The 14,831-nt window shown below is 69.2% G+C and carries 14 protein-coding genes; 10 read left to right on the forward strand and 4 right to left on the reverse strand.

Annotated elements, in window-relative coordinates; all coding sequences use genetic code 11:
- Positions 1 to 686, forward strand: a 686-nt coding sequence (locus AB0N89_RS23145; RefSeq protein WP_364207617.1) for a hypothetical protein, incomplete at its 5' end; no start/stop codon positions are given.
- Between the two features lie 12 nt (positions 687 to 698).
- On the opposite strand, the gene AB0N89_RS23150 is transcribed toward AB0N89_RS23145, so the two are convergent.
- A complete protein-coding gene (locus tag AB0N89_RS23150; protein ID WP_364207619.1) occupies positions 699 to 968 on the reverse strand; it encodes a DUF2631 domain-containing protein in 270 nt (89 codons plus the stop codon).
- A gap of 95 nt (positions 969 to 1,063) precedes the next feature.
- On the opposite strand from AB0N89_RS23150, the gene dxr reads away from it, so the two are divergent.
- From dxr to map, 6 genes are all read left to right on the forward strand, one after another.
- On the forward strand, positions 1,064 to 2,269 hold the full coding sequence (gene dxr, locus AB0N89_RS23155; protein WP_364207621.1) for a 1-deoxy-D-xylulose-5-phosphate reductoisomerase: 1,206 nt from the start codon (positions 1,064 to 1,066) through the stop codon (positions 2,267 to 2,269).
- Between the two features lie 3 nt (positions 2,270 to 2,272).
- A complete protein-coding gene (locus AB0N89_RS23160; protein WP_364207623.1) occupies positions 2,273 to 3,517 on the forward strand; it encodes a site-2 protease family protein in 1,245 nt (414 codons plus the stop codon).
- A 118-nt stretch (positions 3,518 to 3,635) separates the two neighbouring features.
- Positions 3,636 to 4,787: a flavodoxin-dependent (E)-4-hydroxy-3-methylbut-2-enyl-diphosphate synthase gene (gene ispG, locus AB0N89_RS23165; protein ID WP_073849032.1), complete on the forward strand. Its 1,152-nt coding sequence runs from the start codon at positions 3,636 to 3,638 to the stop codon at positions 4,785 to 4,787.
- A gap of 163 nt (positions 4,788 to 4,950) precedes the next feature.
- Positions 4,951 to 5,805 carry a DUF4081 domain-containing protein gene (locus AB0N89_RS23170; protein WP_364207626.1) on the forward strand — a complete coding sequence of 285 codons (855 nt, stop codon included), beginning with the start codon at positions 4,951 to 4,953 and terminating at the stop codon, positions 5,803 to 5,805.
- Positions 5,806 to 5,855: 50 nt separating this feature from the next.
- Positions 5,856 to 7,661 (forward strand): penicillin-binding transpeptidase domain-containing protein, encoded by a 1,806-nt coding sequence (locus AB0N89_RS23175; RefSeq protein ID WP_364207628.1) that lies wholly within the window; start codon positions 5,856 to 5,858, stop codon positions 7,659 to 7,661.
- Between the two features lie 23 nt (positions 7,662 to 7,684).
- Positions 7,685 to 8,542 (forward strand): type I methionyl aminopeptidase, encoded by an 858-nt coding sequence (gene map, locus AB0N89_RS23180; protein ID WP_364207630.1) that lies wholly within the window; start codon positions 7,685 to 7,687, stop codon positions 8,540 to 8,542.
- 78 nt (positions 8,543 to 8,620) lie between these two features.
- On the opposite strand, the gene AB0N89_RS23185 is transcribed toward map, so the two are convergent.
- On the reverse strand, positions 8,621 to 9,310 hold the full coding sequence (locus AB0N89_RS23185) for a FadR/GntR family transcriptional regulator (protein ID WP_364207632.1): 690 nt from the start codon (positions 9,308 to 9,310) through the stop codon (positions 8,621 to 8,623).
- Positions 9,311 to 9,358: 48 nt separating this feature from the next.
- On the opposite strand from AB0N89_RS23185, the gene AB0N89_RS23190 reads away from it, so the two are divergent.
- Together AB0N89_RS23190 and AB0N89_RS23195 are read left to right on the forward strand one after the other, a co-directional pair.
- Positions 9,359 to 10,606, forward strand: a complete 1,248-nt coding sequence (locus tag AB0N89_RS23190; protein WP_364207634.1) for an MFS transporter — start codon at positions 9,359 to 9,361, stop codon at positions 10,604 to 10,606.
- 55 nt (positions 10,607 to 10,661) lie between these two features.
- The gene (locus tag AB0N89_RS23195; protein ID WP_364207636.1) at positions 10,662 to 11,174 is read left to right on the forward strand and encodes a hypothetical protein; all 513 of its coding nucleotides are present in this window, start codon (positions 10,662 to 10,664) and stop codon (positions 11,172 to 11,174) included.
- A 304-nt stretch (positions 11,175 to 11,478) separates the two neighbouring features.
- Here the strand turns inward: AB0N89_RS23195 and AB0N89_RS23200 are convergent, their stop codons facing one another.
- On the reverse strand, positions 11,479 to 12,873 hold the full coding sequence (locus tag AB0N89_RS23200) for a mycothione reductase (protein WP_364207638.1): 1,395 nt from the start codon (positions 12,871 to 12,873) through the stop codon (positions 11,479 to 11,481).
- Between the two features lie 75 nt (positions 12,874 to 12,948).
- Positions 12,949 to 13,713, reverse strand: a complete 765-nt coding sequence (locus AB0N89_RS23205) for a M15 family metallopeptidase (RefSeq protein ID WP_364207640.1) — start codon at positions 13,711 to 13,713, stop codon at positions 12,949 to 12,951.
- Positions 13,714 to 13,981: 268 nt separating this feature from the next.
- Between AB0N89_RS23205 and AB0N89_RS23210 the strand changes: the two genes are divergently transcribed.
- The gene (locus AB0N89_RS23210) at positions 13,982 to 14,815 is read left to right on the forward strand and encodes a serine protease (RefSeq protein WP_364207642.1); all 834 of its coding nucleotides are present in this window, start codon (positions 13,982 to 13,984) and stop codon (positions 14,813 to 14,815) included.
- Positions 14,816 to 14,831 lie beyond the last annotated feature (16 nt).

Genomic DNA, 14,831 nt, shown 5'->3' on the forward strand with positions numbered 1-14,831 from the left:
GTGAGTGGCGATTCGGGTTAGAACACGAATCGCCACTCACGACCACCCGCACCGAACGGCCACCGCAGATGCTGAGCTCACTCACCGCCCTGTACCTCGCCGCCACCATCGGCCTGACCCAGCTCCCGCCCACCGAGATCCGGCCCGACCAGCTCGACCACATCGCCCTGCCCTGCGTCCAAGCGGGTGCCTCGGCCGACGACGCTGACGCGGCCGGAGCGCTCAACCAGCAGCTCGCGACCAAGATGCGCGGCTACATGAACTCGTACAACACCTCGTGCGCCAGAGCGGTCGTCGAAACCGTGCGGAGATCGGGGCTCAACGAACGCGCGGCGGCGATCGCGATCGCCACGGTGATCGTCGAGTCGAGCATCGCCAACCTCGACGGCGGCCTCGGCGACTCGGTCGGGCTCTTCCAGCAGCGCGCGAGCTGGGGGAGTTTCGAGCAGCGGACCGATCCGGTCTGGGCGACCGGCCGGTTCCTCGCCGTGATGCGGCAGTTCTTCCCGAACGGCTCGTGGAACGAGATCGCCATCGGGGACGTCGCCGCCGCGATCCAGCGGCCCGCCGCGAAGTACCGGTATCGCTATGGGGTCGAGGCGGACGACGCGGTCAAGATCGTCGGCGAGCTCTGGGCCCAGGACGGCGACTGGCCCCTGCCCACCAGGGTGGACAGGGGCCAGTGAGCCGTGATCGGACTACTTGCGCCAGGCCGTGCGCTGCTTGCGCATGTCGAGCACCAGCCCGAACATCATCAGCAGGGACAGCCCGATCAGCCACAGGTTCTCGGTCCAGCCGTGGTGGTTGCCGTACAGCATCACCAGCAGGATGACCGCGCACACCCAGCCCGCGATCCGCGTCGCCTTCGGGAAGGAACCGTGCCAGCCCCACTCGGCCGACGGCTCGTCGCGCGGGTCGACGGTGTCGACGCCCACCCGGCCGCGCTTTTCGACCGCTTTGCTCGCCACGATCAACTCCTCAAAACCCGATGGTTCGCTTTCTCGCGAATGATCCCACACCTGGCTGCACGCGCCCGACGGGCCCCGCGCGACAATGAGCCCCGATGACTACCTCGCGAAGTGTGCTCGTGCTCGGTTCGACCGGCTCGGTCGGCGCCCAGGCTCTCGACGTCGCCGCCCGCAATCCGGACCTGTTCCGGGTGGCCGGGATCGCCGCGGGCGGCTCCGACCCCGCCGCGCTGGCCGCGCAGGCCCTGGCGCACCAGGTCGACGCCGTCGCCGTCAGCAGGCCGACGGCCGTGGAAGACCTGCAGCTCGCGCTGTACGCCGAGGCTCAGAAGCGCGGCTACTCCAGCGGCGACTTCAAGCTCCCGCGCATCTTCGCCGGGGCCGACGCGGTCGTCGAGATGATCGACGCCACCCCGGTCGACGTCGTGCTCAACGCGCTCCCCGGCTCCCAGGGGCTCCCGCCGACCCTGCGCGCGCTCGCCACCGGCGCCACGCTCGCGCTGGCCAACAAGGAGTCGCTGATCGCGGGCGGGCCGCTCGTGCTGGCCGCGGCCAAGCCCGGCCAGCTGGTCCCGGTCGACTCCGAGCACTCCGCGATCGCCCAGGCCTTGCGCGCCGGCCGTGAATCCGAGGTCGCCAGGCTCGTGCTCACCGCCTCGGGCGGCCCGTTCCGCGGCCGCGAACGCGAGGAGCTGGCCGACGTCACCGTCGAGCAGGCGATGGCGCATCCGACCTGGTCGATGGGCCCGCTCATCACGATCAACTCGTCCACCCTGGTCAACAAGGGGCTGGAGCTGATCGAGGCGAAGCTCCTGTTCGACATCGAGACCGACCGCATCGACGTGGTCGTCCACCCTCAGTCGATCATCCACTCGATGGTGACCTTCGTGGACGGCTCGACGATCGCCCAGGCCAGCCCGCCCGACATGCGGCTGCCGATCGCGCTGGCCCTGCACTGGCCGGACCGTGTCCCCGGCGCCGCGGCCGCGTGCGTCTGGGACAAGCCCGCGAGCTGGACTTTCGAGCCGCTGGACAACGAGGCGTTCCCCGCCGTCGAGCTGGCGCGGCACGCCGGGACCGTCGGAGGCTGTATCCCGGCGGTGTACAACGCGGCGAACGAGGAACTGGTGGCGGCCTTCCTGGCACAGAACACCGGTTTCACCTCGATTGTGGACACTATTGCCCAGGTGGTGGAAGCCGCCGACGAATGGCGTCGTGAACCTCGCGACGTGGATGACGTACTAGCTGCCGAGCGCTGGGCTCGCGCGCGTGCCGGTGCGCTGATCGGTAAGGGGAAGTAGCGCGTGCTCTGGTTCATTCTCGGGATCGTGCTGTTCGCGCTGGGTATCTGCCTGTCCGTCGCGCTGCACGAAGCCGGCCACATGTGGGCGGCGAAGGCCTTCGGCATGAAGGTCCGGCGCTACTTCATCGGCTTCGGGCCGACGATCTTCTCCTTCCGCCGCGGCGAGACCGAGTACGGCCTCAAGTGGATCCCGCTCGGCGGGTTCTGCGACATCGCCGGCATGACCGCGCTCGACGAGGTCACCCCGGAGGAGTCGAAGCGCGCGATGTGGCGCTTCAAGACTTGGAAGCGCACCGTCGTCATGTCGGCGGGCTCGGCCATGCACTTCATCCTCGGTTTCGTCATCCTCTACCTGATGGCCGTCACCATGGGCCTGCCGAACCCGGCCGCGCAGGCCGCGCCCACCGAGGCCGTGATCAGCGCCACGTCGTGCGCCCGCGCGGCCACCACCGTGGAGCAGCTGAACGACACCGCGTGCCCGCCCGGCGCCCCGACCCCCGCTAAGACCGCCGGCCTCCAGGCAGGCGACAAGGTCGTGTCCGTCGCGGGCAAGCCGATCCAGACGTGGCGCGAAATGCTCGCCGCCGTCCAGGTCGCCAGCGGCCCGACGCCGTTCGTCGTCGAGCGCAACGGGCAGCGCCTGAACCTGACCGTCGACGTGCCGCGCGTGCAACGGCTGGTCGCCGACGGCTCCAACAACACCACGGTCAAGGACGTCGGCATGATCGGCGCCTCGCCGATCCAGAACACCGCGCCGCCGCTGCTCACCTATGGCCCGGTCGACGCGGTCGGCGGGACGCTCAGCTTCACCGGCACGATGTTCTCCGAGACCGCCAAGCGGCTGATCGAGTTCCCGTCGCGGATCCCGGCGGTGGTGGACTCCATCTTCGGCGGCGAGCGTGACCCGAACACCCCGGTCAGCGTCGTCGGCGCCAGCCGGATCGGTGGCGAGGCCGCCGAGCGCGGGCTGTGGGAGATCTTCGTCCTCCTGCTGGCGAGCCTGAACTTCTTCATCGGCGTGTTCAACCTGCTGCCGCTACTCCCGCTCGACGGCGGGCATATCGCGGTCGTCTGGTACGAGCGGGTCCGGGACTGGTTCCGGAAGCTGCGCGGGAAGTCGGCGGGTGGTCCGGTCGACTACACGAAGCTCTCCGCTGTCACGATGGTGCTCGTCTTCCTCGGCGGCGCGGTCACTCTGCTCACCGTCACCGCCGACATCGTGAATCCGGTCAAGCTGTTCCAGTGACGGGGACGGGCGGTCACGAAGCGCACTGTCAGCACCGTTGGGCTGCCCAGGTAATGCTGCTCACCGTGACGGCTGACGTCGTGGATGTCCGCCGATCGGGGTAGGTACGCTTGAGGGCGTGACTGTCGCTCTTGGTATGCCAGCGCTTCCTCCTCCCGTCCTCTCCGAGCGTCGCAAGACCCGACAGCTGCAGGTCGGGCCGGTCGGCGTCGGCAGCGAGCACCCGATCTCGGTGCAGTCGATGACCACCACGCTCACCTCCGACGTCAACGCGACCCTGCAGCAGATCGCGGAACTGACCGCTGCGGGCTGTGACATCGTGCGCGTCGCGTGCCCCTCGGCGGACGACGCCGAGGCGCTGCCCGCGATCGCGAAGAAGTCGCAGATCCCGGTGATCGCCGACATCCACTTCCAGCCGAAGTACGTCTTCGCCGCGATCGAAGCGGGCTGCGCGGCGGTCCGGGTGAACCCGGGCAACATCCGCAAGTTCGACGACCAGGTCAAGGAGATCGCGAAGGCCGCGAAGGACCACGGCACCCCGATCCGGATCGGCGTCAACGCGGGTTCGCTGGACAAGCGGATCATGGACAAGTACGGCAAGGCGACCCCGGAGGCGCTGGCCGAGTCCGCGCTGTGGGAGGCGTCGCTGTTCGCCGAACACGACTTCTACGACGTCAAGATCTCCGTGAAGCACAACGACCCGGTGGTCATGGTGCGCGCGTACGAGATCCTCGCCGAGCAGTGCGACTACCCGCTGCACCTCGGCGTCACCGAAGCCGGTCCGGCGTTCCAGGGCACGATCAAGTCGGCCGTGGCCTTCGGCGCGCTGCTGCGCCAGGGCATCGGCGACACCATCCGCGTGTCGCTGTCGGCGCCGCCGGTGGAAGAGGTCAAGGTCGGGATCCAGATCCTGCAATCTTTGAACCTCAAGGAACGCAAGCTCGAAATCGTGTCCTGCCCCTCGTGCGGCCGGGCGCAGGTGGACGTCTACACGCTCGCCGAGCAGGTCACCGCCGGCCTGGAGGGCATGGAGGTCCCGCTGCGCGTCGCGGTCATGGGCTGCGTCGTCAACGGCCCTGGCGAGGCGCGCGAGGCCGACCTCGGCGTCGCTTCGGGTAACGGCAAGGGCCAGATCTTCGTCAAGGGCGAGGTCATCAAGACCGTGCCCGAGCACGCCATCGTCGAGACGCTGATCGAAGAGGCCATGCGGATCGCCGAGGAGTCGGGCCAGACCATCGGCGAGGGAGAGCCCACCGTCACCGTCGGCTGAGTCCGGATGGGTGGTCGAGACCACGCCAGGAACGGTCCTTTCCTCGCAGATTTTGCAAGGAAAGGACCGTTCCTGGCGCTTGTGGGCCCGACCTGCTGAGGTTCTCTCAGCGTGTCGTGAAGCTTGCGTTCCGTTTACGCCGCTCATCTGGCACTCTGGAGTGGTGTTGCGGCTTGCAGGTGCACGGCTGCTCGATGATCGGGACTATCCGGCGGTCCGTGCCGCGCTCGCCACAGACCCGGTCGGCAGCTGCATGGTCAGTGCCAGGGTGGAGACCGCGGGTCTCGACCCCTGGCGGCTCGGTGGTGAGCTTTGGGCCGCCGACTCCCGCCCGGTCCGCGCGGGCAGGCTCCAGGGGCTGTGCTTCTCCGGGCCGAACCTGATCCCGTTGCGCGGCAACGCCTCCGCTTTGCGCTCCTTCGCCGATCGCGCCCTGCGCCGCCAGCGGAGCTGTTCGTCGCTGGTCGGCCCGGCCGAGCAGGTGCTGGGGCTGTGGGACGAACTCGAGTCGGAATGGGGCCCCGCCCGCGAAGTCCGGCACGACCAGCCGTTGATGGCGCTCGACGGGATCCCTTCCGTCGCCGCCGATCCGGGGGTCCGCGCGGTCCGCCCGGAAGAGCTCGACAGGTATCTCCCGGCCGCGATCGCCATGTTCATCGAAGAGGTCGGCGTCGATCCCCGCAACGGCGACGGCGGCGCCGGTTACCGCGCCAGGGTCGCGGAACTGATCGCCGGCGGCCGGGCGTTCGCGCGGTTCGAGGACGGCGAAGTCGTCTTCAAGGCCGAGATCGGCGCGATGTCCTCCACGGTCGGCCAGATCCAGGGCGTCTGGGTGCATCCGGAACGCCGCGGCGGCGGCCTCGGCACGGCCGGGACGGCGTCCGTGGTGACCAGGCTCGTCCGCGGGATGGGCCGCACCGCGAGCCTGTACGTCAACGCCTACAACAGCCCGGCGCTCGCGGCCTATCGCAAGATCGGCTTCCAGCAGGTCGGGCAGTACGCGACGGTTCTTTTCTAGGTCGGCGTTGCGTTCGGGCGGAAACCGTCCGGACTGGCAGGATCCGGGGCATGCCAGCAGGTCGTCGTTTCGCCGTCGTCGTGCTCGCGGGGGTGGTGGGCCTTTCGGCCGCCGGATGCGGCCTCTTCGCCGATTCCGGTCCTGAAGACGCGATCACGGGTTTCCTCGACGGACTCTCTTCCGGTGACGTCGCCGCGGCGGCGGCGTTCACCGATTCGCCGGACGCCGCGAAGTCGTCGTTGGAGATGGCCCGGAACGCGCTTTCCCCCGAGTCGGTCAAGATCGTGGACAAGAAGGTCCAGCACTCGTCCGGAGCGGACAACGGGACGGCGACCTACCAGCTCACCTGGAACCTCCCGCGCGGCCGCGTTTGGACGTACAAGGCCGACGCGCAGGTCTATTCCACTCAGGACGGTTGGAGGGTGCGCTGGCTGCCGACCGCGCTCCACCCGCAACTGGCCGCTCAACAGAGCATCGCGCTGAAATCCGAGCCGCCTGACCTCGCGCCGGTGCTCGACCGTGACGGGATGCTGTTGCTGCGCCCGCAGAACGTCGTCAGCGTGGTGCTCGACCCGGCGAAGGCGGGCGACCTCGTGGCGGTGTCCGACAAACTCGGCGCGGCGCTCAACCGGTTCGAGGCGTCGGTGACCGGTCAGTCGATCCGCGACGGCGTGAAGACGCTCAAGCCCGGGACCGGCTATCCGGTGGTGAGCCTGCGGGCGAGCAGCTACCAAGAGGTGAAGCCCGAGATCTACGACCTGCCCGGGGTCCGGTTCAGCCAGCAGGACAGGCTGCTGCCCGACGACAAGAACTTCGGCAAGCAGGTGGTGCCGTCCGTCCGCACGCTGGTCGAGGACCAGGTGGAGGGGTCGGCGGGCTGGCGCGTCGTCACGCTCGACACGGCGGGCGGCGAGATCGTCGACCTGCACGACGAACATCCCAAACCGGCTCCGGCGGTCGTCAGCACGCTCAGCGTGAAGGCGCAGGGTTCGGCGGAACGGGCGCTCGCGCCGGTCCCGACGGCCTCCGCGCTGGTCGCGATCCAGCCCTCGACGGGCGAGATCCTGGCCGTGGCCCAGAACGCGCCTGCCGACGCGCAGGGCGCGATCGCGCTCACCGGCCGGTTCCCGCCGGGCTCGACGATGAAGATCGCCACCGCCGTCGCCGCGTTGTCGGCGGGCTCGGTGCGGGCGGACAGCCCCGTCGACTGCCCCGGCACGGCCACCTTCGAGAACCGGACGGTGCCGAACGAGGGCAAGTTCGCCCTCGGCGTCGTCCCGCTGTCGACGGCGTTCGCCAAGTCCTGCAACACGACCTTCGCGAAGCTCTCGACCGACCTGCCGCCGGCCGCCCTGACCGACGCCGCGCGCGATCTCGGCGTCGGCGCCGACTTCGTGATCCCCGGCCTGACCACGATCACCGGCTCGGTGCCGCCGGCGAACACCGTCGCGCAGCGGGCGGAGAACGGATTCGGCCAGGGGACCGTCGTGACGAGCCCGTTCGGGCTGGCGGTCGCCACCGCCACGGTCCAGTCGGGGAAGACCCCGGTGCCGACGCTGGTGCGGGGGATGGCCGCGAAGTCGTCCGGACTCGGGAAACCGATCCGGCCCGAGGTGCTCGACGCCCTCCGCGGGATGATGCGCGAGGTCGTCACCGACGGCACGGCGACCCTGCTCAAAACCCTGCCCGACGTGCGGGGGAAGACCGGTACGGCCCAGTTCGGCGACGGGACGCATTCGCACGGCTGGTTCGCCGGGTACACCGGGGACCTCGCCTTCGCGGTGCTGACCACCGACGCGGGCACGTCCAAACCGGCGGTCGAGGCGGCCCAGCGCTTCCTGGCGGGGCTGGGTTAGCCGTCAGGTCGTAGGCTGGACTCATGTCCGTTCGTTCCCCCTTGAAGCCCGGCGTCCAGACGCCCAGGCGAGTCGTCCCCGCCAGCATCGCCCGCCCCGAGTACGTCGACCGCCCGGCGCCGAAACGCGACACGGGCAACGGGGTCCGCACGCCCGAGGTGATCGAGGCGATGCGTGTCGCGAGCCGGATCGCGGCGCAGGCGCTCGAGGAGGGCGGCAAGGCCGTCAAACCCGGGGCGACCACCGACGACATCGACAAGGTGATCCACGAGTTCCTGCTGGACAACCACGCGTACCCGTCCACCCTGGGCTACCGCGCGTTCCCGAAGTCGTGCTGCACCTCGCTCAACGAGGTGATCTGCCACGGCATCCCGGACTCGACGGTGATCGAGGACGGCGACATCTGCAACATCGACGTCACCGCGTTCATCGGCGGCGTCCACGGCGACACCAACGCGACGTTCCTGGCGGGTGACGTCTCCGAGGAGGCGCGGCTGCTGGTCGAGCGCACGCGCGAGGCGACCATGCGCGCCATCAAGGCCGTCCGCCCCGGCAGGCAGCTCAACGTGATCGGCCGGGTCATCGAGTCGTACGCGAAGCGGTTCGACTACGGCGTCGTGCGCGACTTCACCGGTCACGGCGTCGGCCCGGCGTTCCACACCGCCCCGACCGTCCTGCACTACGAGGAGCCGTCGGTCGACACGGTCATCGAGCAGGGCATGACCTTCACGATCGAGCCGATGATCACCCTCGGCACCATCGACTACGACATCTGGGCCGACGACTGGACGGTCACCACCAAGGACAAGAAGTGGACCGCCCAGTTCGAGCACACCCTCGTGGTGACCGAGAACGGCGCGGAAATCCTCACCCTGCCGTAGATGGGCTGAAGGGGCCCTTCACCGCATGCGATGCGGTGAAGGGCCCCTTCGCTGTGTCTGATGCGGGGAAAGTCCCCGTCAGCCCTCGTCCTGCTCCACCCGGGCCAGGAGCTCGTCCAGGAAACCGCACGCCTCGCTGGCGGCCCGGTCCGCGTCGCAGTCGGCGATGGCGTCGGCGAGCCCTTCGTGCCCTATCTCCGGCAGGTACTCGCGCCCCGGCGTCACGTTCGACGTCGCGGCCACGCTGGCCGTGATCACCTCGGTGAGCCCGCGGTACATCTCGGTCAGCAGGGTGTTATGTCCACTTTGGACGACGGCGAAGTGGAATTCCGCGTCGAGCCGGGCGAAGTCCTCCCAATGGCCCTCGCGCAGTTCGGCGTTGCGGCGTTCGAGCAGGGCGCGCAGCTCGGCCACTTCCTCCTCGGTCCGCGACACGGCCGCGAGCCGGGCGCCTTCGACCTCGAGGATGCGCCGCACCTGCAGCACCTCGCGCAGCTCCGAACCGCACAACCGCCGGATGGCGCCCGAGACCTCGCTCGTCGCCCTCACGTACGTCCCGTCGCCCTGCCGGACCTCGAGCAGCCCCGTGTGCGCGAGCGCGCGAACGGCCTCGCGGACGGTGTTCCGCCCGACGCCGAGCTGTCCTGCCAGCTCCGGTTCGGTCGGAATCCGCTGACCGATGGGCCATTCTCCCTGCGTGACGGCGTCACGCAGCTGCTCGATGACCTGATCGACCAGGCCGGCACGGCGCGTGGTGGCCAATGGCACAGCGTTGTCCCTTCATCCAATCATCCTATGTATGTGATACTAGCCGACGTGCGTGTCGACTCCCGAGAACCCGTTTCCCCGTTCGATGACCGTCTTGAACTCGAAGGTTCGATCGAAACGGAGTGGCGGCCGGGAGTGATCGCCGGCGGCTTGCTGCTCGGTGTCGCGGTGATCCTGGTGGCGCTCAACCTGCGCCCGGCGATCACCAGCGTCGGCCCGCTCCTCGGCGAGATGCGCGACGACCTCGGCGCCACGGCGACCTGGGCGGGCGTGCTCACCACGCTCCCCGGTCTCTGTTTCGCCGCCGCCGGACTCGCCGCGCCCCTGCTGGCCCGCCGCTTCGGCATCGGCGCGGCGATCGCGTCCGCGCTGTCCGTGCTGGCCGTCGGCCTGGTGCTGCGGGTGATCGACGGACCGTACGTCGTGCTCGGGGGAACCCTGGTGGCCACGGCGGGAATCGCCCTGGCGAACGTCCTGATCCCGGTCGTCATCAAGGACTCCTTCCCGGCGCGTGTCGGCATGATGACGGGCGTGTACACCGCCGCCTTGCAGGGCGGAGGCGCCATAGGGTCCGCGCTCACTCCTCCCTTGGAGAACGCGTTCGGCGGCTGGCGCCAAGGTCTCGGCGCCTGGTCGGTGCTGGCGGTGCTCGCACTCCTCGTCTGGATTCTCGCAGCCCGCGGTGCGGGACGTGCACCCGTTGCCGAGGCAGGCAAGCAGGGTAGCGGGCGATCGCTCCTGCGGAGTCCCCTTGCGTGGATGGTCACGCTTTTCTTCGGCACTCAGGCCTTTTTGGCCTACGTCGTGATGGGCTGGCTGCCGGAAGTGATGATCGACGCGGGGGTGAGCAAGGGCGACTCCGGGCTGCTGCTCGGGCTGATGTCGCTCATCGCCGTCCCGATCAGCCTCGTGGTGGCCCCGATGGCCGCGCGGGCGAAAAGCCAGAGCCCGTGGATCGTCGGGCTGGGTGTCTTCGGCTTCGTCGGCATGGTCGGCATGATGGTCGCCCCGGAGGCTTCGCCGCTGCTCTGGTGCGTCCTCATCGGGCTCGGGATGAGCGTCTTCTCTCTCGCGCTGACGGTGATCGCGCTGCGGGCGCGCACCGGTGAGGACACCGCGCGGCTGTCGGGGATGGCGCAGGGCATCGGCTATCTGATGGCGGCCGTCGGGCCGTTCCTCTTCGGGCTGCTTCACGACGTCACCGGTGGCTGGACCGTTCCCTGGATCATGATGCTCGTGGTCTTCGCGGCGCAGATGACCTTCGGCGCCTTGGCCGGCCGTCGCCGCTTTGTCTGAACGCGTTCAAAAAACTCCTTGACCCCACCCTGGGCGGAGCCTTAGCCTGATCGAGTTGAACCTGTTCAAAAACTCGGTCCTGGGGGTCGTCGTGGTGGAGGGACTGGCGTACGGGACGGCGTTGGCGTGTTTCGCCGCCGTTTGTGTCGCCGTCGCGTCGGAGCGGCCCGCGGCGGCGGTCTCGCCGCACGAGTTCTACCGCGCCGTCGACCGGGTGTGCGTGCGGGTGGGGAGGGACAGCGGCGCGGACATCGAGCGCTACTGGCCGGACCCGAAGGGGGACGTCGCGACGGAGCTGCGCAAGTGGCAGCACTACGTCGCGACGCGGGTGGACGACGCCAAGGACGTCCTCAAGGGGGCGACAGGGGTCCGCACGGTGCCGGGAGGGGCGGCATCGGCGCGGGAGGAGTTCTTGACGGCGATCCGCCGGTACGTCGAGGCGGGCGAGCGGTTTTCGGGGGAGGGGGCCCGCTCGCCCGCTTTGATGGGTGCCTCGGACAAGGAGATGAACGCGGTGCGCACGCTCGCGGCGCGGAATGGGGCTCTCGGCTGCGAACGCGTCGTCTGAGGGAGCGCATTTGTCGAGGGGTAAGGCAAGGTGTCGTGCTCGCTCACCGGTGTGCCGGCTTCGGACGTCGCGAAAGTGGCTTTCGCGGCACCGTCGACCCACGAGAGCGCGCTGGGCCGTGGGCGGCGATTTGTGTTCTCTTGAGGGGCAAAGGTGCCCTGTCGGATGCCAAGTCCGTGAAGGCCTCCTTGAGGGCCCCTGGGTCCCTCAAGGAGGCCTTCACGGACCAGAGATAGGCAGATAGGCGAGCGAAGCACCACGCCACCTTTGCCTTACCCCCGATGGTCGACTGAATGCGCCAGTCTCAGTCCAGCGGAAGGTTCAGCAGCGCGTTCTCGACCAGTTCCGGCATCGCCGGGTGGATCCAGTACTGCCCGCGCGCCATGCTCTTCGCGTCGAGACCGAAGCTCATCGCCTGGATCAGCGGCTGGATCACCGACGACGCCTGCGGGCCGATGATGTGCGCGCCCAGCAGCTGTCCGGTGGCCGGGTCGGCGAGCAGCTTCGCGAACCCGGTGGTGTCCTCCATCGCCCAGCCGTAGGCGATGCCGGCGTAGTCCTGGTGCGACGTCACGTACGACACGCCGCGCTCACGGGCCTCGCGTTCGGTCAGCCCGACCGAAGCGACCTGCGGCGAGGTGAACACCGCGTGCGGGACGAACCGGTGGTCGGCCTCGATCCGCTCGTCCGGGTGCAGCAGGTTGTGCTGCACGACGCGCTGCTCGTGGTTCGCGACGTGCTTGAGCTCGAAGACCGACGAGATGTCGCCGAGCGCGTAGATCCCGTCGACCGCGGTCTGCTGGTACTCGTCGACCACGACGTGCCCGCGGTCGCCCGTGGTCACGCCGGTGGCGGCGACGTCGAGGATGTCGGAGTTCGGCGTGCGGCCGGTGGCGACCAGCAGCACCTCGGCCTCGACGGTCTCGGCGCCCTGCGGGCCTTCGAGGTCCAGCGCGACGCCCGACTCGGTCTTGCGCGCGCGGACGCTCTTCCGGTCGAGCCGGACGTCGAACCGCTGCGCGGCCAGTTCGGTGAACCGGGTGCTGACGTCGTCGTCCTCGGAGCGCAGGAGCGCGCCGGAGCGGTTGACCACGGTCACGTTCACCCCGAACGAGGCGAAGACGTGCGCGAACTCGGCCGCGATGTACCCGCCGCCGAGGATCACGATGCTCGCGGGCAGCTCATCGAGCCGCATCACCGTGTCGGAGGTGTGGTACCCGGTTTCGGCGAGCCCGGGGACGTCCGGGATCACCGGGCGCCCGCCGGCGGCGAGCACGAACTTCTCGGCGGTGATCGTCTCGTCCGGGCGGCCGTCGGGGTAGCTGACCCGCAGCTCCTTGTGCCCGGTGAAGCGCCCTTCGCCCTCGTAGACGGTGACGTTCTTGTTGTCCTCGTGCTGGACGCGGTACTCGCGGCCGCCCGCGGCGATCGGGTCGATCCGCCCGAAGACCCGGTCGCGCACGTCGCGCCAGCGGACCCCGGTCAGCTCCTCGTCCACGCCGAACTTCGACGACGACGCGGGCGTGGCCGCGACGTTGGCGGCGTGCACGAACATCTTCGTCGGGATGCAGCCCACGTTCAGGCAGGTGCCGCCGAACGTGCCCTTCTCCACGATCGCCGTGTTCCAGTCCGCGAAACGCGGGTCGAGGATCGAATTGCCCGATCCGGTACCGACGATCACCAGGTCGTAGTGGGGCACGCTGTCTTCCTTTGCGGCGGGGGAGCGGGTGGTTCCGACTCTAGCCAACTTCTCACGGCGGCCGGTTGTTCCCGGTCAGCGCCCGGTGGAGCTGAAGTGCATCCGGTCCTTCGGCGTCGTCCAGGTGCCGCCCCAGGTCCAGCCGATCGCGGAGAACGCGGCCACGGTCTGATCCCCGGACGTGATCATCCCCGGCCGCAGGTTTCCCCGATCGAGGTACGCCGACGCGAGTTCGGGCAGGACGAGGTCACCCTTGGTGTACGGGTTGCAGAAGGGGTTGACGTCGATCGCGAGCCCGTAGGCGTGCGCGGACCAGTTCGTCTGGCCGCGCGCCGGACGGCAGACGAAGGCGTTGGTGTTGTTCCCGTCGCCGGTCGGGGCAGCGGTGAGTTCGGCGGGGGTGGTCACGCGCATTTCCTCGATCGGGAACTTCGCGGAGAACAGTTTGCCGAATACGGTCACCACGGGATTCGCCACGGAAGCGTTCACGAGCATTTCACCGGTGTGCGCGCGGCCGTCGAAACCCCAGAAAGACAAGGTGAGATAGCGCAGTTCGGTGGCTTTGACCGGACATCCCGCCTGCCAGGTGCTGCGCGCGAGCACGTCCGCGGGGACGGGATTCACCGTGCCCGCGAACCGGTTCCCGGCGGGCGGGGGAAGCGGATCGGCGGTCGGCAGGGAGCGATCGGCCAGGACGGGAGGAGTCGGGAGGATCTGCCCGAAACCGTCAGGGCGCAAGGGAAGCGGCTTCGCGCCGACCTGCCAGGCCGGCGCGGATGGCGGTGCCGGCGAACTCGGAACCGGTGCGGCGGAAGAGGTTTCCGCGGGACGGCTGGTCACGGCCGGGGCGGACGACGCGGGCTCCGGGCCGGGCGGCGCCGGACTGGAACACGAAAAAAGGAGAAAAGCCGCACCCGCCAGAATCGTCGCCGTCGCCCGCACGAGGTCCAGCCTGACAGATGCGTTGCGTGAGCACAGGTCCACCCGTTTCAGTGACACCGCATCGGGCTCTCGCCGATTAGGGTATTTGCGATCGCTTGTGTACGCGCTGGAGTCGAATGACTTCCCAGGGCCTGTCCATACGTACGCCCCGGTGAAGGGAAAGAACATGCCCAAGAAGTCACGTCGCACGCTGCTGCTCGCCGCCGGTGCGGTACTGGCGACGGCCGTGATGGTGCCGGTCGTGGTCACCAGCGCGTCGGCGGACGACAGCGCGGTGAACGGTCCCGACCAGGCCGCCCAGCCGAGGATCGTGGGCGGTGGCAAGGCTTCGGTCGCGCGGTACCCCTACGCGGTGTTCCTGGCCGACCGCAGCGGAAACCAGTACTGCGGGGCGGTGATCGTCAGCTCCACGACGATCGCGACGGCGGCGCACTGCGCGGTCGCGGTCAAGAAGAACGACGTCCGCGTGGTCGCGGGACGCGACGACAAGCGCACACGGGACGGCGTGGAGCTGCGTGTCTCGAAGGTCTGGGTCAGCCCCGACTACAGCGGCGACCCCGGCAAGGGCGACGACATCGCGGTGATGACGGTCAGCGGCCAGCTGCCGTACCGGCCCGCGAAGGTCGCGGACAACGGTAACGCCGACCTGTACAGCGAAGGCACTAAGGCGACGGTGCTCGGCTGGGGCCGCGTCGCCGACGGCGGCGCGCGTTCGGACTACCTGCGCAGCGCGGAGGTCCCCGTCGTCAGCGACAAGACCTGCCGCAACGCGTACTCCGGCTACGACCCGAGCGACATGGTGTGCGCCGGTTACCCCGAGGGCGGGGTCGACGCCTGCCAGGGCGATTCGGGCGGACCGCTGATGGTGGGTGACACCCTGATCGGGATCGTCTCGTTCGGCGAAGGCTGCGCGAAGGCGGGCAAACCGGGTGTGTACACCCGCGTCTCCCACTACGCGAACGAGATCTCCCAGCAAAACGGCCGGAAGCTGATCGGCTGATCGGTGCCTTCTTCAC

It is taken from the genome of Amycolatopsis sp. NPDC089917 (assembly GCF_040684635.1).
GTDB lineage: Bacteria > Actinomycetota > Actinomycetes > Mycobacteriales > Pseudonocardiaceae > Amycolatopsis.